Annotated in this window: 15 protein-coding genes and 1 pseudogene; 2 read left to right on the top strand and 14 right to left on the bottom strand. The window is 40.1% G+C overall.

Going from position 1 to position 17988, the window contains the following annotated elements; translation table 11 throughout:
- Position 1: 1 nt before the first annotated feature.
- From AC1DIV_RS18445 to AC1DIV_RS18405, 9 genes are all read right to left on the bottom strand, one after another.
- Positions 2 to 421 (bottom strand): acyl-CoA thioesterase, encoded by a 420-nt coding sequence (locus AC1DIV_RS18445; RefSeq protein ID WP_230177431.1) that lies wholly within the window; start codon positions 419 to 421, stop codon positions 2 to 4.
- A gap of 25 nt (positions 422 to 446) precedes the next feature.
- Positions 447 to 1994 carry a class I adenylate-forming enzyme family protein gene (locus AC1DIV_RS18440; protein ID WP_406594285.1) on the bottom strand — a complete coding sequence of 516 codons (1548 nt, stop codon included), beginning with the start codon at positions 1992 to 1994 and terminating at the stop codon, positions 447 to 449.
- A gap of 272 nt (positions 1995 to 2266) precedes the next feature.
- Positions 2267 to 3442 carry an acetyl-CoA C-acetyltransferase gene (locus tag AC1DIV_RS18435; RefSeq protein ID WP_406594284.1) on the bottom strand — a complete coding sequence of 392 codons (1176 nt, stop codon included), beginning with the start codon at positions 3440 to 3442 and terminating at the stop codon, positions 2267 to 2269.
- A 187-nt stretch (positions 3443 to 3629) separates the two neighbouring features.
- Complete coding sequence (locus AC1DIV_RS18430) at positions 3630 to 4406, bottom strand: enoyl-CoA hydratase/isomerase family protein (RefSeq protein WP_406594283.1); 777 nt, start codon at positions 4404 to 4406, stop codon at positions 3630 to 3632.
- Between the two features lie 20 nt (positions 4407 to 4426).
- The gene (locus AC1DIV_RS18425) at positions 4427 to 5281 is read right to left on the bottom strand and encodes a 3-hydroxyacyl-CoA dehydrogenase family protein (RefSeq protein WP_406594282.1); all 855 of its coding nucleotides are present in this window, start codon (positions 5279 to 5281) and stop codon (positions 4427 to 4429) included.
- A 150-nt stretch (positions 5282 to 5431) separates the two neighbouring features.
- Positions 5432 to 7642 carry a helix-turn-helix domain-containing protein gene (locus tag AC1DIV_RS18420; RefSeq protein ID WP_406594281.1) on the bottom strand — a complete coding sequence of 737 codons (2211 nt, stop codon included), beginning with the start codon at positions 7640 to 7642 and terminating at the stop codon, positions 5432 to 5434.
- A gap of 78 nt (positions 7643 to 7720) precedes the next feature.
- Positions 7721 to 8176 carry a DUF3237 domain-containing protein gene (locus AC1DIV_RS18415; RefSeq protein ID WP_264896481.1) on the bottom strand — a complete coding sequence of 152 codons (456 nt, stop codon included), beginning with the start codon at positions 8174 to 8176 and terminating at the stop codon, positions 7721 to 7723.
- A gap of 64 nt (positions 8177 to 8240) precedes the next feature.
- Positions 8241 to 9599 carry an MFS transporter gene (locus AC1DIV_RS18410; protein WP_340874911.1) on the bottom strand — a complete coding sequence of 453 codons (1359 nt, stop codon included), beginning with the start codon at positions 9597 to 9599 and terminating at the stop codon, positions 8241 to 8243.
- Between the two features lie 746 nt (positions 9600 to 10345).
- A complete protein-coding gene (locus tag AC1DIV_RS18405) occupies positions 10346 to 11338 on the bottom strand; it encodes an alpha/beta hydrolase (RefSeq protein ID WP_336863076.1) in 993 nt (330 codons plus the stop codon).
- An 837-nt stretch (positions 11339 to 12175) separates the two neighbouring features.
- On the opposite strand from AC1DIV_RS18405, the gene AC1DIV_RS18400 reads away from it, so the two are divergent.
- Positions 12176 to 12952, top strand: a complete 777-nt coding sequence (locus AC1DIV_RS18400; protein WP_048689699.1) for a SurA N-terminal domain-containing protein — start codon at positions 12176 to 12178, stop codon at positions 12950 to 12952.
- An 84-nt stretch (positions 12953 to 13036) separates the two neighbouring features.
- Here the strand turns inward: AC1DIV_RS18400 and arsC are convergent, their stop codons facing one another.
- The 4 genes from arsC to AC1DIV_RS18380 form a co-directional block, all read right to left on the bottom strand.
- Positions 13037 to 13456 carry an arsenate reductase (thioredoxin) gene (arsC, locus tag AC1DIV_RS18395; RefSeq protein ID WP_340874905.1) on the bottom strand — a complete coding sequence of 140 codons (420 nt, stop codon included), beginning with the start codon at positions 13454 to 13456 and terminating at the stop codon, positions 13037 to 13039.
- Positions 13457 to 13488: 32 nt separating this feature from the next.
- Positions 13489 to 14787: an arsenic transporter gene (locus tag AC1DIV_RS18390; RefSeq protein WP_477577111.1), complete on the bottom strand. Its 1299-nt coding sequence runs from the start codon at positions 14785 to 14787 to the stop codon at positions 13489 to 13491.
- A 17-nt stretch (positions 14788 to 14804) separates the two neighbouring features.
- Positions 14805 to 15146, bottom strand: coding sequence for an ArsR/SmtB family transcription factor (locus AC1DIV_RS18385; RefSeq protein WP_340874899.1), 342 nt, complete (start codon positions 15144 to 15146; stop codon positions 14805 to 14807).
- Between the two features lie 214 nt (positions 15147 to 15360).
- The gene (locus AC1DIV_RS18380; protein WP_252268754.1) at positions 15361 to 16218 is read right to left on the bottom strand and encodes a LysR family transcriptional regulator; all 858 of its coding nucleotides are present in this window, start codon (positions 16216 to 16218) and stop codon (positions 15361 to 15363) included.
- Between the two features lie 162 nt (positions 16219 to 16380).
- Between AC1DIV_RS18380 and AC1DIV_RS18375 the strand changes: the two genes are divergently transcribed.
- A complete protein-coding gene (locus tag AC1DIV_RS18375) occupies positions 16381 to 17475 on the top strand; it encodes an NADH:flavin oxidoreductase (RefSeq protein ID WP_252268752.1) in 1095 nt (364 codons plus the stop codon).
- 404 nt (positions 17476 to 17879) lie between these two features.
- Here the strand turns inward: AC1DIV_RS18375 and AC1DIV_RS18370 are convergent.
- Positions 17880 to 17988 (bottom strand): annotated as a pseudogene (locus AC1DIV_RS18370) (SpoVR family protein); the annotation flags it as partial.

The raw sequence follows: 17988 nt of genomic DNA, 5'->3' as shown, positions 1-17988 counted from the left end.
TTCACCTCTTCATAGACTGGTGGGTTTTCGGCATCATTTTTTTTCGGATATCTTCAGGAACCGGTAGCGCCTTCGGTTTACCCTCAAATGATGTCCAGGCACGTAATTCATACCCTTCAGCTACTATTTGTTCGCCTCTAATAAAAGCATGTCGCAATTTAAATACTTTGTTTTGTAATTCTTCAACTGTACTTTGCACAACCACGCTATCCTCAAAGAAAAGCGGACATTTGAAAATGCAGTTTGCTTCTAATAAAGGGACACCAATTTGCTGTTCTGCATAAAGTTTGGAGGATGGATACCCTAGGGCTGACAAATATTCATGAGTGGCTTCATCCATCCATTTATAAAAGTTGGGATAAAACACTATTCCTGCTGCGTCCGTGTCACCCCATCTTACCTGGAACGAATATTCTGCTATCATGTTAGATATGCTCCTTTCAATTTCAGACTGGACGACTGACCTTCGCATCCATCTGATCAAGAAGTCTCGATTTTTGGATTTTTCCGCTAGCCGTCATTGGAAAATCCTCAATGAACATGAGTTTTTCCGGGACTTTATAATTTGCTATTTGTTTCTTTAAAAAGGCTTTAATTTCACCTTCTGAAATTTCTGTTCCTTTTTTTAGCTGAATGAACGCGCACACCACTTCACCAAGCACTTCATCTGGAATGCCCACGACTGCAGCAACCATTATGTTTGGATGTTTGGTCAGCACACTTTCAATTTCCTGAGGATATATGTTATAGCCCCCACGGATTATCATTTCTTTTTTTCTGCCTACAAAATGCAGATATCCTTCTTCATCCTGCACACCTAGATCACCGGTATAGAACCAGCCTTCCCGATCTAGAACACCGTCCGTATGTTCTTGCATTTTGTAATAGCCTTTCATTATCCCAAAGCTTTTGAGGGCTATCTCTCCTGTTTCCCCCAATGGGATTTCAAGCCGGTTTTCATCAACAATTTTCAACTCAACCCCAGGAATCGGTTTTCCTAGTGTCTTCGTTATTTTCTGTTCATCATCATCATAAGGAGTCATTGTAACCGTAACCGTTTCCGTTATTCCAAATGATTGACAAAGTTTTATGCCCATGCGATCTCGTATTTCCTTGACTTTACTTGGTGGAATTGGAGCAGACCCCACCATGCCTGTTCGCAATGTCGACAAGTCGTAACTACCAAAATCTTCCAGTTCCATTTCTTTAATGAACATTGTCGGTACACCCATCTTTATCGTAACTTTTTCTTGTTCAATCAGTTTGAGAGTTTCACGGGGATGATATTTTTCCTGCAACACCATTCGTGCCCCGGCGGATACGCCGCAAAACAAGTTGCATGCCATGCCAAAGATATGAAACAGCGGCGCTGATACAACAAAAACGTCCTCTTCAGTACATCTAAGTTCCCCTGCCAATGTATTCGCGGATTGTACCACACCTCTATGCGTGATCATAACGCCTTTTGGCACGCCGGTTGTCCCGGACGTATATAAAATACAAAATAGATCGTTATTTACATCAATTTCTGCTTCCATGACATCACCATCGGTTTGGTCCTCATATGGATGGAGGCCATCCCGTGTGAACCGTACAGAGATCAATGACGGCACAATCGACTGCGCTTCTTTTAACCCAAAGTTTTGATCAAATTCTTCCGTCACTATCAACGCTTTCGGCTCGGAATTCTTTAAGATGTATTCGACTTCATGTGTTCGATATTTATGGTTAAAGGGGACGATCACCGCCCCAATTTTGGCTGCAGCAAAAAATATAACCGCTGTTTCATACCAGTTGGGCAATGACACAGCAATCCGGTCCATTTTTTTTATGCCTAGATTGTAGAGAGTCCCGGCAAACCGTTCCACGTCCTTTTTCATTTCATGGTAGGAAACCCGTCTCTTCAAATCATATATCGCTTCTTTATCCCCATTAGCTGAAACAGCACGCTCCAATAAGCCGTAAACTGTCAAAAGATTCTGATCCTTTTTCATTTACTCACTCGCTCCCGTATGGTTCTAAAAATCTCGCCATTTTTCCTGCCACTAAATGTGATTTTTTTAACCAGAAACTTGTTTTCCCTTTTAACTTTAGCCTACATTAACTTCTATTTTCAGCATGACCGCCTCGATATGGAATCCTAATCCCAATGACCATGAATCCCTGCATTTTCATCAGTTATTTCGTCATTTGTACACAAAATCCTTTCAATCCCTGGAAAAGGACTGCCTTAAACTTTGATTATACGGTTCTATAAATCACAACTTTATAATGCTTCCCAAATTGCCGCAATTCCCTGACCCCCGCCAATGCAAACAGCTGTTGCCCCATATTTTTTATTGCGTCTTCTCAATTCATAAATGAGTGCGGTTACGATTCTTGTTCCGCTCGCCGCTAGCGGATGCCCCATTGCAACTGCCCCACCGTTTATATTTCCTATTTCAAGGTCAAAGCCTAATTCTTTTTGACAAGCAAGGTACTGAGCTGAGAATGCTTCATTGATTTCAATCAGATCTAAGTCTGCGATTGTTAAGTTAGCTTTTTTTAATGCACTTTGAATGGCCGGAACAGGTCCAATCCCCATGTACTTTGGCTCTACTCCGACTACGTCCCAGGAAACAAGTCGAGCAATCGGCTTCAGTCCTTTTACTTCCGCATAGTCACTTGAGGCGACAATGACTGCCGCTGCTCCGTCAACCATGCCACTAGCATTACCTGGTGTAACTACCCCGTTTTCAACAAATCTCGCCTTCAGTTTCCCAAGCTGTTCCATGCTAGTTTCCCGAATGTGTTCATCGTCTTCTATGACTTTATCGCCTTTTCTGCCTTTCACATTCACAGGTACAATTTCTTCATTTAAATAGCCTTTTTCTCTTGCAGCAAGGGCACGTTCATGGCTTGCGAGAGCGTGCTGATCGACTTCTTCCCTGGACAGACTATATTTGGCAGCCAAATTTTCAGCGGTTTCACCCATTGTACATTCTCCATAAGTATCGTATAGGCCGTCCCATACCCAGTCTTCTACAACAGGCGCCCCTAGTTGACTTCCCCATCTCATTCCGCGAATTACATGCGGTACCTGACTCATGCTTTCAGTTCCACCTGCTAATATGACATTCGCTTCTCCTGTTAAAATGTAACGTGCCGCTGTTAAAATAGATTCAACACCCGTTCCACACAGTCTATTAATGGTCAATGCAGGGACATGAATCGGGGTACCAGCTTTTAACCCAACATGTCTCGCCAGCAAATGGGCATCTTTGCTTGATTGCTGCACATTCCCGAATACAACTTGATCGATATCTTCACCAGAAATTTTGGCTCGCCGTATGGCTTCTTTTGCGGCAAAAACGCCTAAGTCCGTTGCTGTGATATCACGGAATGATCCGGAAATTTCAGCAAATGGCGTCCTTGCTCCTTCTAACAATAAGATTTCCTTCACTTCATTCACCTCATTTTAATTTTTTATTTTTAAACCTGATAATCAATACTCGTAGTTTTGGGCGTATCATTTTGCATTATGTTCCTAGCTACCACCATTAAATGTCCTGGAATCTACAGTTGAAAACCTCTTAATTGCCTTCATATCTACGTTTATGGGTTTTACTTATCTAGTGTTGCTTCATTGTTTATCTTCCTGAATAAATTGGTTCTCTTTTTTCAACGAAAGCCTTAAGCCCTTCTTTCCGATCTTCCGTTGAAAATGCATTGCCAAAGCAAACGCTTTCGATAATCAAACCCGATTCAAGGTCAGTATTGCCTCCTGCATTGACTGCAGTCTTCACCATTTGAAGAGCAACTGGTGGTTTTTTTGCCAAGTTCCCGGCCCATTCCTTCGCTGTCTCCAGCACCTCACCAGCTGTGACCAATTTATTGACGAGATGCAAATCCAATGCCCGTTGCGCATCGATCATATCGCCGAAATAAAGCAGTTCTTTGGCAACACCCTGTCCGACGATCTTCTGTAGCCGCTGGGTACCGCCTCCCCCTGGAATGATACCGAGGCCAACTTCCGGGAAAGCAAACTTCGCACGATCGGAACTTATACGCAGGTCACAGGCAAGCGCGAGCTCGAGACCCCCACCCAGCGCCATTCCATTCAACGCGGCAATGACCGGCTTTGTCACATTCTCAATTTTCGTAAATACCGTTCTGGATGTCTTGTTCATCATATTGATTCCGACAAGATCAAGACTTGCCATTTCATTGATGTCAGCTCCTGCAACGAATGCTTTCTCTCCGCTGCCAGTAAGGACAATCGCTCGAACATCTTCATTGGCTTCAAGCTCATCAAATACGATTGAAAGCTCTTGGAATACCTTGGTATTCAATGGATTGACGGGCGGCCGGTTAATGGTTACAACCGCGATTTTATCTTCGATTTCACACAATATAAATTTATACATTCAATTCAACCCCATTCTTATTATTCATAGTCGTAAAACCCAGCGCCTGTCTTCTTACCGTGTCTCCCCGCCCTGACTAGCTGTTTCAGAAGAAGAGGGGGAGCAAAATGATCATCGTTGAATTCCTCTTTGAAATACTCCATCACATGGTACCCAATATCCACACCCGCAAAGTCCTGCAGTGTGAATGGACCCATAGGATAGTTCAGGCCTAGTGTAACGGCCTTATCGATATCTTCAGCAGAAGCCACGCCTTCTTCAAGCAACTTGATCGCCTCGATAAACTGTGGAATCATGATCCGGTTGACAATGAATCCCGGCGTATCTTTTTTCACCTCCACCGGCTCTTTGGTCAGCTGTTTAGAGAGCGCTTTCAATTCCTCTACAGTTTCATCGCTTGTCTGATATCCACGAACCACCTCTACAAGTTTCATTAATTGTGCCGGATTAAAAAAATGCATACCAGCCACCCGTTCCGGGCGTTGTGTCGCTGCTGCAATTTCTGTAATCGACATCGATGATGTATTAGTTGCCAGAATCACGCCTTCACGAACGATTTGGTCGAGTGCAGAGAACACTTCCTTTTTTAGATTAAGGTCTTCCAGAACGGCTTCAATCACCACGTCCGCGTCTTTCATTTCTTCGAGGAGCGTCGTGGTTTGGATGCGTCCAAGCGTTTCCTGTTTTTGGTTTTCGGTCATTTTTCCCCTTGCAACACTTTTATCCATAAACTTTCCAATACGTTTTATTGCATTTTCCAAATAGCTGTCTTCAATGTCACACAAGATAACGGTAAACCCATTCATTGCCGCTAGATTCGCAATGCCTGAACCCATTGAACCTGCACCAACTACCCCAATTGTTTGAATTGCCATCTCTCCATCTCCCGACTATATAAAATTATCAATATTCTGTAAATTAATTATAACCTTGGTAATCTTAGGTTTGTACCTACAAAATGAGGGAAAAAACTATAATCACTTCGGCTATTTTGTAGGATAAAAAAACAGCCTATAAAGGCTGTTTTAGATAAGTCCACCATTCATATCATAAAGCTTTAATGCCATCATCAGATTGAACCGGACTTCAGCGTCATTTAATTCGGCATCCAGAAGCAATTCGATCCTTTCAAGCCGGTATATGAGGGAACTCCGATGAATATAAAGTTCTTCAGCCGTACCTTTTACATTCCCGTTATTTTGAAGGAAAACATGGAGAGTATTGAACAAATCGATGTTTTTCCCTTCTGAATATTTGATAAGAGGCCCTAGTTGACTCTTCACAAATAAATCAATGGCAGTTGAATGACCCAAATGATGGAGAATGGTATAGGAACCGAGGTCTTTAAAAAGTGAATAACCAGTGTTTTCGAACCGACTACTAACTATATTCAATGCCTGAACGGCCTGCTGATAGCTCACATAATAATCCTGGATATTCTCCGTTTCACTCCCGATCCCCATCAGTACTTTACATTCGATAGATCCCTTCGCGACCCAGCGCTGAATACTTTTAAAAAGCGTAGCCCAAAACATTTTCGGCTTATTCCCTTCCATTTCAGTTGAAACAAGTAGAACAAACTTTTCGTCATGTGATGCAGATATAAAAGTGCGATCGAGCTCCGACAGATGAGATTTTATTGAATCCCAAACAAGCGTTTTTTTCGTCTGCTGTTCAAGAAGATTGCTTCCTTCCATTTCACTTACATCAAGCTCTATGGACAAAACAGCCAACCGATGGCGGCTGAACAAGTCCCATTGAAATAAGTTTGCATATTGGATAATGCTTTCTTCATTATCAATTTTTTCTGTCAGCAATTTGCTAATGAAGCTATCCTTTGCCTGTTCTTTTGCATCCAGGACGAGCTTTTGCTTTATAAACTGGATTGAGCAAATATTCCGAGCTAAATCGACCGTCAGACGGTCGAACTCATCCATTTCTACACCAGACCTGCGAATGGCTAGGTAGCCAAGTAAATTGCCACCGCCACTAACTGGCCAGAATGAAAAATAATAGTCTGCGCTAGTGGGATCTTGCATAGTGATAAGCTCGTTCCCTTTTTGGTTACCAAGTTCTTCCTTTGCTCTTTCAGCCAACTGATGTGTATATAGCGGACCACCTTCATGTCCATAGTCGAGAACTGATAACTCCCGCATAAACCGGTCAAATAAGATGACCGAACTTTGAAATATTCCGCCGAGCATGGTTGTGATGCCATCAAAATTGTCAACTTCAACGGTTTCTTTTACAAGCGCTTGCTGAGAATCCAAAAGAAATTGAAGCCTGTGTTTATGATCTCTTTCGCTATGATATAAACGAGCATTTTCGAGCAAAGCAGCAACGTGTTTGGACAACAGCTCCAACATTCTCAAATCATCTTCTGAAAATACACCTGTCCCTTCATTCCCAACATGCAGGACTCCTATTGGTTTCAGATCATTGAAAAGAGGAATCGTTAGCTGATTCCCACCAGGTGTTTCCAGAAAGGGAAAGTAGTCTTTCAGCATATAATTGTCTTGGATCAGGATTTTGTGTGCGTATTCCATCTTCCCGTAAGCAGGTTGTTGGAAAACAAAACAGTTTTCTTTTTCATTATATAAATAAATGCACGCAAAGTCGGCATTGGTCCCTTTTCCTGCCCTAGACGTCAGTTCGGCGATATGCTGTTCAAGAGGTGCATCGAGTGAGAGGTTTTTGCTAATCCATTCAATGCCTTCTATTTTTTTCAGCTGTGTTTCCTTTTCCCTCGCCATTGCCATGGCAACTGCCATGTCCTTTCCAAATTCCTCGAAGTGGACTTCCATATCCAAAAGCGGGACGAAGCTTAAGAAACCAACTATGCAGAAGCCAAAATGGTGAATTTCATCTTTGAGGGGGACAGTAAACCATGTTTTAATGTTGGCCTTCTTCAATACTTTTGCCATATGGCATTTTTCCGGCACTTCCGCTGTTTTATACGTCATACTTTGACGAAATAATTTGGAGGAACAGTCATCTGTGGAAAATGGAAAGGCCTCGGTTACAGAAGGTATGTTGCCGCTCCACGCTTTCGGTAAAAGCTGCCCGCCCTCTTCTAACACAACACCAACAAAATCGCAGTATAGTTCAGAACGAAAGGAATCGGTCAAGTACTGCAGTGCCTCTTCTTCGGTGTCAATCTTAATCAGATAACGCGATGTCTTTCGCAAATGGTTATCTACTTTTCTCATTAATTTCTCTCTTTTACTGCTATACACAGCCCATCCCTCCTTCCTAATTCTCCCTAATCCTATTGTAAATGAAGAAACATATAATGAAAGAGGGAAAACCAAAAATCATAGTACCTGATAAAATTTCATCTGCACATCAGAAGGTCTTCTTATGCCTTCTCCTACAAAAATATTTCGATTTAAAAAAGCATATTCTTCACTTCCTGTCTCAAACAAGGGAGCCGTTTTAAAATAATAAGATCCAATTGGAACCTCTTCCCCTTGGATGATACGGTCAATAATTTCTTTGGGACCATGCCGGTAACCTTTGTTCACAACATAAATAAGCACCCCCTCCTCTGTTTGAATCGTATAATGGGCAAGTGCCTCCGTCATGCCGTCATATCGAATCATCTGGTAATCCGCGCCACCCGATAAAACAATTCCTTTTATCCCAGGTCCGGAAAACGTTCCACCCGTTATAGGAATGACTCTTCTTATACCCGTTCCCACATCCCCTACTTCAATAGGATCGTCCACATGTATGTTTGCCGTAAAAATATGCTTCAGGTTTATGCTCATTTCCTCTTCCCCTTCCTCTCAGTCATAAATCCCGAAGAGAGTATCTCATCGGGATTTATGACTATTATTTAGCGGCATTCAAACGATCTTCTGCCGATTCAGGTTTGTCCGCTTCCTTATTATAATTACCATGCTTCTCCTGAACGAACAGCATCGCGAATCCCCCAAGCACAGCGGCGCTTGCAATTGCTGCGAAGTTATACTGGGGCTGCAAGTTCATTGTAAGAAGAATACCTACGAATGTTGGAGCCACTATCCCCCCCATACGTCCAAAAGCCATGGTACTGCCTAGGGCCGTGGAACGCATTTCAGTAGGATAATACTGGGAAACAAATGCATTTGACATATTCTGTACACCAACCGATGCAGCACCTATTACTGAAATCAGGCCATATGCGATAAATGGACTGTTCGTGAAGCCAATGAGCGACAGGGCAATCGCACCACAGAAAAACAGGGGAACAAGTACTTTCTTAAAGCCCAGTTTATCCACCAATCGGCCAAATACGATGGTCCCTACAATAGCTCCGATTTGCATGACCGCAATAAAGGTGAGGCTTGATTTAAGGTCATAACCAGCCTGCATCATAAGGCGTGGAAGCCATGTATTCATCGAGTAAATCAAAATAAATGCGCTGAAGCAGGAAATCCAGAACATTACGGTGCTTATTGCACGTTTTTGTTCAAACAATTTTATAACAGGTGAACCTGGTGTTCTCTCATCAGGTTTCTTAAGTTCTATTGCCTCTTTCACGTTTATTGTAGGATCAATCTTGGCAAGAACTCTCTTGGCTTCTTCCACTCTACCAGTTTGAATTAGGAAGCTAACAGATTCCGGTATGACTTTGATTAACAATGGAAAAAACAAAAGAGGGATTCCCGCGAGCCAGAAAACGGGCTCCCAGCCAACAGTCGGCAGAAGCGACCGGCTTGTAAGTGCAGCTGCTATAGCTCCTACCGAATAACCACAAAAAACGAATGACACGAGAGCAGAACGGATGTGCTTAGGTGCAAATTCAGTGGTCAAGGCAATAACATTTGGCATGACTCCCCCTAGGCCAATACCTGCAATGACCCGAAAAATTATAAACATTGTCGGTCCATTCGCGAACCCAGATAGCAGTGTGAAAAAGCTGAAGAGGAAAATGGTCAACAAGATAATTTTCTTCCTGCCCAATTTGTCTGCAAGTAACCCGAATACGATTGCGCCGGCCGCTGTACCCATTACCGTATAACTACCAATTGCACCTGCTGTAACATCCGATATTCCCCACTCCTTAATAAGGGATGGAACGACAGCCCCGTATATGACAACATCATATCCATCAAACAAAATGACGAGAAAAAGCCAGAAAACAAGCCAAATATGGAATGAATGGATGCGGCTTCCGTCAATTACTTTCATTGGATTAATCAACTTCATTATTATTGCCCCCCTTTAATTTTAGATTTCATTTAACAAATCATACCCTGCACCAATAGGAAACGCTTTCATTTTTTTGTAACCTCTGTTCCCTCCTTTTAAGAAACTGACTTTTCCGTAATCTAATTTTATTAGCTGGCTGTAAGGATTGTTAGCCACTTAATGTAGGAAAAAAGAAGTTTATTTTCAGTTATTATGTAGTCTATTCGGATAGTGCAACCTATCCAACTAGTAAAACAGCTTAGTGATATATAAGAAAGAAGACGTTCCCTAATTTAATTTGCACAGTTTTTTTCTTAGACTTCAATCATTCGAATAATAGTGTTTTGAAAAGCAAGGAACTCCGTTTTCAAATCTCCCTTTATCCTAATCTCTTTCGATTCCTAAACAATTTATAAAGGGCGAGCCATAAATTATTAGTAAGATAATATTATGTAGACTTCTCAGTTAACCCTTTGGCTACTAACCTTGTTTGTTATGGCCTTATCAGTATCTTCTACCGAGTACAATTCATTTGAAAATTGCTTGTTAGTTTCGTATTAATGTTTATGTAGAGTTTTTTCTTTCTACTTTTTGTTTGATTTCAAATAGACTGCAAAGCTTTTCTGGAAGAATAGCTTTGCAGACTTTTTGTTTCTTCTTTTACTGAGATAAAAATTTCGTATTTCAATTGGAATCCACTGCACACTAAGAAACCCTTCCGTATGATTCACGGAAGGATTTAGCTTCAATTCATTTTTCTCTTTTTAGTTCTTTTTATTTTCTTTCCCTTTTACGTGTTTATCTAAGAAGCTAATCAAGATTTTCATGACTTTTGGTTGCACCCAGTGAGTTCCACCATGGCCAGCACCTTTTACAACATAATAAGTGGAATCAACCCCTTTGTTAATTAAATTTTCGTGTAATATTTCAGTTTGATTTGGTGAAACAAGTGTATCTTCATCTCCGTGCATGATTAAGAACGGAGGTGCATCCTTAGTGATATATGTGATGGGGTTTGCTTTGGCTGCTTTTTCAAGATTATCAAAAATCGAACCACCAGGGCTCATTACGGAAGGTCCATTTACCCACATACCTTCTGGTGCGGAAGGAGATTTGTGAAGGGCCTGAATCTCTTCTGAAAAGCCATCTCCAACTCTCGTTAAGTCAGAAAGCCCATATAAATCGATTACCGCTTTCACATCACTGCTTTGATCTAGATTTTCCCCTTTATCGAATTCCGCCAAACCATTTGTTATTCCAGCAAACGCAGCAAGATATCCTCCAGCTGAACTACCCATTACAACGGTATTCTCAGGGTCGATATTAAATTTTTCAGCATTGGCACGCAGGTAGCGAATGGCCGCTTTCACATCTTCAAGTGGTGAAGGGAAGGTACTCTGAGGCGTAACCCGATATTCAATACTAGCGACAACGTAACCTGCCTCTGAAATGATCATTCTTTGTTGTACAGACTTATCGTTATTAGCTGACATGAATCCACCTCCTGGAACAAATACAACTGCAGGAAGCGGTTTTTTACCTTCAGGCTGTAATATATCCATTTCTAGTGGAACATTGGAATCACCATAAATAGGTTGCTGAGAGTAAACAACATCTGAAATTAAATTAACAGAAGGTTCCTTAATAGGGACTTCTAACATTTTAGCCTTGTTGTCAGCTGCACTAGCAAGTGGAGTAGCAACAGCAAGAATACCAACCATTAGTAAAGAAAGAAATGGAGCCTTTTTTATTTTCATTCAATTATCCTCCTAGAATATATTTTAAAAATTAATGATAATTACCCATAGGATGTATTGACTTATTTTGAGCGCTTACATAATCTACACTCTTGCTCAACCACGTCCATGAATTGTATCCTCCTTTATTAGGACCAAACTGTAATGGAAGCGCTGACAAATCATCAGATAGTCTCTTAAAAATTGGAATTTTTTCCTTGTCTTTATATTAATAACTTGCGTGTAAAATTGTTAGCCGCTTTCTGTAGGAAAAAGGAAATGTGTTTTTGTATGTTTTGAATACTAACCTGGAAGAGAAAATATCCCTTCATTTCAAAAGAGATTCATCGAGAGATTTACTTATCTCTAAAATCTCCTACAGGAAGCTTTCAAACAAATGTATATTTATAATAAACTACTTATACAAGGGTTCTGTCGACTAAGTTTTTTGTCAAAAAGCTGGTGGAACCGCTGATATCGATCGATGAAGAAACACACATGTGGAAATTAAGTAGAGATATAAACCGCTAATTCCTAGAAGAGTATCCAAGAATCTTCTGACGAGTCTTTCTTTTACTAAACCAATTTACGGTAGTTACGTTTTGTGATTAAGAGATTGATTACAAGTTTCTGACTGCCCACCAGGTATCAAGCCTTCGCATTCCCATTAAGAATTTTGCATGACGAAGGGTAAATGGGTTCATTTCCGCGAATGTTACACTTATATAATGAGATGATGCCTATACTATCTTCCTGTTTTCTGGAAAAAAGAATGAATTAATTGTGTTTTAATGGGAAATTCCTTTATAATGCGCATTAGATGATTTTTTAGCATTGAATACGAGAGGAGACTGAAATATGAAGAAACTATTGTACCCAATCATCATTGGATTATTGGCAGTTGTTCTAACGGCTTGTGGTTCGAACGATGAAGCTGATAAGAAAAATGACGAGAAAGAGACTAAAACAACTGAGAAAGAAACGGCTAAAGCAACTGAGGAACAGCAAAAACAGATGGAAGAAATGCAGAAGAAACTAGACAAGCAAAAGGTGGATGAAAAGAAAACGGTAGCCATCGTCAATGACGAAAAAATTTCAGGTGCGGAATATAATACCGTGTTATCCACCACACAAATGCAGATGCAGCAATTCGGACAAGACCCCACATCCAAGGAGGGCGCCAAACAAATTAAAGAGCAAACGCTCAACTCTTTAGTGGGGCAAACATTGCTGCTTCAAGCAGCTGATAAAAAGGGCTACACAGCTTCCAAGGCCGAAATTGAAAAGCAACTTGCCGAAATCAAGAAGCAATATGAGAGTGAAGAAAAATTCAAGGCGGCATTGAAGCAAGCAGGTCTGAATTCGGAAATGCTGAATGCCCAGATCGCAGAGAACATCCCATATACGAAGTACGTTGAAAAAGAGATTAAAGTGGAAGAAGCAACTGATGAAGAAATCCAAAAGTATTACGACCAGGTTGCGGAGCAAGCTAAAACAAGCGGACAGAAGGTACAGAAACTCGAAGAAATGAAGCCGCAAATCAAGGAACAACTAGAGCAGCAAAAGAAACAAGAAAAGCTTGTGAAGCATGTCGAAGAACTTCAGAAAAATGCTAAGGTCGATATTAAGATTTAATGATGAAAAGAGCTGCCGATTTTGGCAGCTCTTTCTTTATGGTCTTTGGTCCGCCTGCTAACATCCACGGCTTTTCAATTTCATTTATTCACCGGTTCTAGAGAAACGTGCAATTCTTTCATCTATTTCATCTCGAACACGTTGGAAGGTTGCCCATTTCTCTTCATCTGTTCCTTCCGCTTTTGCCGGGTCATCAAAGCCCCAATGTTCACGTTTAACGTGCGGTGGTGTCATAGGACATTTGTCAGCCGCATCCCCACATAATGTTACGACAAAATCGGCATTATTCAATATATCTGGGTCAATGATATCCGATGTTTGATTGGAGATATCCAACCCAACTTCATTCATTGCTTTTACTGCTTTGGGATTTAACCCATGGGCCTCGATTCCTGCACTAAGCACTTGCCATTCGTCACCTAAATATTTCTTCCCCCATGCTTCTGCCATTTGGCTTCTGCAAGAATTACCAGTACATAAAAAGTATAGCGTTTTCTTAGCCATGCGGTTTCTCTCCTTTGTTTGTAAAGTAAGGTTTAATGAATAATTTGCAGCCATATATATAAGCCGGCCAATGTGATGAACAATGTTGGGATGGTTAAGATGATTCCCGTTTTAAAGTAAGTTCCCCATGAGATTTTCACGCCTTTTAATGAAAGGACATGCAGCCACAATAACGTAGCTAAAGAACCAATCGGTGTAATTTTTGGTCCCAAGTCCGAACCGATGACATTTGCATAAATCAGGGCTTCTCTTATTGCTCCAGTTGTATGGGTGTCAGAAATGGCAAGAGCGTCTATCATGACCGTAGGCATGTTATTCATAAGCGATGAAAGTATAGCTGCGATGAAGCCCATCCCGACAGTAGCAGCGAATAATCCTTGATCAGCTGTTACTTGTATAAGGTCAGCTAAAATGTTCGTCAATCCAACGTTTCTCATTCCATACACCACGACATACATTCCAATGGAGAAAAACACAATCGCCCATGGTGCGCCTTTTACAACGGTCTTGGTATTAACAGCTGGACTTCGTCTTGCCATAAACAAGAAGAATATGGCGATAACACCTGCAATGATGGATACAGGAATGTTCAAAAATTCACTGATAAAGTAGCCTACCAACAGAATGCCTAAAACAATCCCAGACAGGCGAAACATTTTCACATCCCGAATGGCATCGACTGGCTTCTTCAATTGAGCCATATCATAATTCTTCGGAATGCTCTTTCTGAAGTACAAATATAATACCAGGATGCTTGCTACTAATGAAAACAGGTTGGGAACGATCATTCTAGATGCGAACTCAATAAATCCGATATCAAAAAAGTCAGCAGAAACAATGTTGACCAGATTACTTACCACAAGCGGTAAGGATGTAGTGTCTGCAATAAACCCACTCGCGATGATAAATGGGAAGATCATTCTCTCTTCTAACTTCAAGTTTCGAACCATCGCCAAAACAATCGGAGTTAAAATGAGAGCGGCTCCGTCATTTGCAAAGAACGCAGCGACTAGAGCACCGAGAATGCTCACATACACAAACATCCTTACTCCATTTCCCTTAGCCGCTCTAGCCATATGTAAAGCTGCCCATTCAAAGAAACCAATTTCATCTAAAATCAAAGAAATAATGATAATAGCAATGAACGCCAACGTCGCGTTCCATACAATACCTGTAACAGTAATTACATCGTTGAAGTCAACAACCCCAAATAGTAAGGCAAGTACCGCCCCCCCGCATGCTGACCAGCCGATTGACAATCCCTTGGGTTGCCAGATGACGAATGTCAACGTCAGCAAAAAGATGATACTAGCTAATATAACTGTACCCACTGATGTTCTCCTCCTAGTTAGTCACAACAAATCCGTTTTCCTTGTGCTGTTAAGTTTTCTAATTTAAAGTTTTGACTTGGCAAATCCTTGATGACCGCCTGAATAAATGAGTAATGGGAAGAAGACGGGTTTAACGAGTAAAAAACCCATTGTCCCCTCCTCGCTTCATTCACGATCCCGCCATCTTTCAACTTTCGTAAATGCTGGCTTATAGCTGGCTGGCTCATCTCGAATAGATCCACAAATTCACAGACACAGCATTCATGCTCAGACATGATCTTAATCATGGTCAAACGGGTTTTATCGCCTAGTAATTTAAGAATGTTTGCCGTGGTTTCTATATCCAACGCCTCATTCATTGCATTTCATCCCTCCTAGCCCAAATTAAATAAGTATATGCTTATATGATTATCCAACATCATTGTATAAGCATATTCTTATTTAATCAAGCATTAAATATTCAACCATTAATTATTAATAGTAGTCTGCTTAATAGATGGTTTCAAACTAACTCCCACTGTGGAGAACTTAGCCTACACGTCCCCTCGACTAGTCAGGTTCTCTATTTAAGAATTAATAGTACCAAGTTTTTGCGTGGTTTTGTATGAGTTCAATCATGCGAATTATCGAAGGGGAAAGCCATTTATCCTTATGATAAGTCAAATATGTTGATATAGAGGAATGGTGTTGTGGAATAATTTCTCCTTTTAGCTTATTGCTTTCTAATTCTTCTTTGACCGAAAAGTAAGGAACTAGTGATACACCTAAACCACTTTTAACGCATTGTTTTATCGCTTCTATACTTTGAAATTCTAAACTTTCTGTTACGTCCATATTCTGATGGCGAATATATTCATCGAAAACAGATTTATAACTACATCTAGATTCGGAGTACAGTGCTGTTTGAGATAAATCTTCTACATTTAGAGAGCTAATTAAAACCATTCTTTCTCTGATAAGTTTTTCAGAGTAAAGTTCTTCTTGTCTCCAACCATCTTTTTCTAATAATAAGGCTATGTCAATTTCCCCATTTTGAAGACTTTTTGTAACATCATAATTTTCAAGTGATTTCAATGAAAGCTTTACTTTAGGATATTTCGTTTTATATTCGAGAAGAAGAGACGGAATTCGACAAATCGTTAAAGATTCGGAAATCCCTAAAGTTAAAGCGCCTTGTGGCTCTTTGTCAATATTTAATGACTGATTATATAGTTCAATGATTTTGATCGCATAAGACAAAAATTCATTTCCATAGTGAGTTAACATAACTTTCTTTCCTAAGCGATCAAAAACTGGTCTACCTAATTCTTTCTCTAGTTCTTTGATGTGAGTAGTAATGGAGGATTGTGCATAACCAAGGTGTTCTGCCGCCTTATTAAACCCACCTTTTTCTACTATCGTTTTAAAAGTAATCAGTTGACGGAGTTCCATTTATAATTAAATCTCCTTTAATTCAATTTTTTTGAACTTAATTATCTAATATATCAATTTTACTAAACCACATAGAAGATTTAAACTAATATCAAGCAGTTGATAAATCAAATACTAATCAGATTATACATTTTTTTTTGCAAAAAAGAGGAGGCAAACATCATGTCCAATACAATTTTATTATTTGAACCATTCAATATAGGAACTTTTACGTTAAGTAACCGAGTAGGCGTAGCACCAATGACCCGTATTAGCGCTACTGAAAAAGGTTTTGTCACAGATAATATGATTAAGTATTATAGTTCTTTTGCTGAAGGTGGGTTTGGACTTATTATTACTGAAGGAACTTATATTGATGATAGATATAGTCAAACTTACGATTATCAGCCAGGTATCGCTTTTGATGAGCAAGCACAAGAGTGGAAAAGAGTTGTTAATGCTGTTCATTCAGCAGGATCAGCAATCTTTATGCAGTTACAACACACTGGGCCATTATCTCAGGGAAATCGTTTCACTGATGAAACAGTAGCTCCTTCTTCTGTTCAACCAAAAGGAGAACAGCTAAAATTTTATTTAGGGGAAGGACCCTTTCAATTACCTAGAGAAATAACAAAAGAAGAAATAGCTTATGTTAAAAACAGTTTTGTTGAAGCTGCAAAACGAGCTAAATCTGTTGGCTTTGATGGGATAGAACTACATGGAGCAAATGGTTATTTATTGGATGCGTTTCTAACGGAATATACAAACCAACGTACTGATGAATATGGTGGCACAACAGAAAACAGAGTTAGGTTATTAGTAGAAATAATTCAGGAAGTTAGAAAATCGGTAGGAGAAGACTTTACTATTGGTATAAGAATTTCACAATCAAAAGTGAATGATTACTCCTATCATTGGTCAGGCAAAGAGCAGGACGCCGCGATTATCTTTGGAGCATTAGGAAAAGCAGATCTTGATTATATTCATGTAACAGAATTTAAAGCGTGGCAACCTGCATTTGAAACAGGAAAAGATTCACTTGCAGCACTTGCCAAAGAGTATAGTCAATTACCTATAATCGCAAATGGACAGTTAGAGAAGCCAGAAAGAGCTTCTGAAATGATTAATAATGGTCATGCTGATATTATAACTTTAGGTAAAGGAGCATTGGCTAATCACGACTGGGTAAAGAAAGTTCAAAATGAAGAACCTTTAGAAGAGTTCAATTCGGAAAAAGTATTACGTCCAACTGCTGTTATTAAAGATTTCGAATTGTAGATGAAAGAATAAAATGTTTAACAACACCTATCCAAAAGTAATTTAATACTTCATCTCAAAAAAGCATCAATTTAATAAGACCAGTCGAGTTCATCAGACTGGTCTTTTGGTTTATTCAAAACAGGAATTATTTTTAATTTCCATTCTCACTTGTACATAGTTGCCACAGCAAGAACTATCGTTAGTAATAGTTGCAGGAATACCAGGATCGCATGAACTAGATGCCAGATTCACACTGCAAACTCCTGTTTCAGGAAGTTGTATGCACACTCTTTTGCCCCCTCAACATCCCCTGTCAGATAAGCCACCACGGAACGGAACAGAACGAATATCGGTGCCCTTCCGTAAATCTTTAATGAGACAAAAACAAGAAAACTGCCGAGTGACCGGCAGTTTTATCAACTTTATAAATATTTCCGGTGAATGCCTTTTCCATCATAAGAAAACAGGACTTCTTTTCCTTCTATGACTGATTCCATATGCACGGAGCGGCCCCAAAGCTGATGGATATAT

The sequence above is a fragment of the Peribacillus sp. 05N428 genome, from assembly GCF_056397085.1.
This window is presented reverse-complemented; position numbering and strand designations above follow the sequence as displayed.

Excerpts from the sequence above, each read along its gene's own strand:
- arsC (WP_340874905.1), bottom strand. The coding sequence starts at position 13,456 with ATGGCTAAGAAAACGCTATACTTTTTATGTACTGGTAATTCTTGCAGA.
- AC1DIV_RS18425 (WP_406594282.1), bottom strand. The coding sequence starts at position 5,281 with ATGGCAATTCAAACAATTGGGGTAGTTGGTGCAGGTTCAATGGGTTCA.
- AC1DIV_RS18415 (WP_264896481.1), bottom strand. The coding sequence starts at position 8,176 with ATGAGCATAAACCTGAAGCATATTTTTACGGCAAACATACATGTGGAC.
- AC1DIV_RS18375 (WP_252268752.1), top strand. The coding sequence starts at position 16,381 with ATGTCCAATACAATTTTATTATTTGAACCATTCAATATAGGAACTTTT.
- AC1DIV_RS18405 (WP_336863076.1), bottom strand. The coding sequence starts at position 11,338 with ATGAAAATAAAAAAGGCTCCATTTCTTTCTTTACTAATGGTTGGTATT.
- AC1DIV_RS18430 (WP_406594283.1), bottom strand. The coding sequence starts at position 4,406 with ATGTATAAATTTATATTGTGTGAAATCGAAGATAAAATCGCGGTTGTA.
- AC1DIV_RS18380 (WP_252268754.1), bottom strand. The coding sequence starts at position 16,218 with ATGGAACTCCGTCAACTGATTACTTTTAAAACGATAGTAGAAAAAGGT.
- AC1DIV_RS18410 (WP_340874911.1), bottom strand. The coding sequence starts at position 9,599 with ATGAAGTTGATTAATCCAATGAAAGTAATTGACGGAAGCCGCATCCAT.
- AC1DIV_RS18400 (WP_048689699.1), top strand. The coding sequence starts at position 12,176 with ATGAAGAAACTATTGTACCCAATCATCATTGGATTATTGGCAGTTGTT.
- AC1DIV_RS18440 (WP_406594285.1), bottom strand. The coding sequence starts at position 1,994 with ATGAAAAAGGATCAGAATCTTTTGACAGTTTACGGCTTATTGGAGCGT.
- AC1DIV_RS18385 (WP_340874899.1), bottom strand. The coding sequence starts at position 15,146 with ATGAATGAGGCGTTGGATATAGAAACCACGGCAAACATTCTTAAATTA.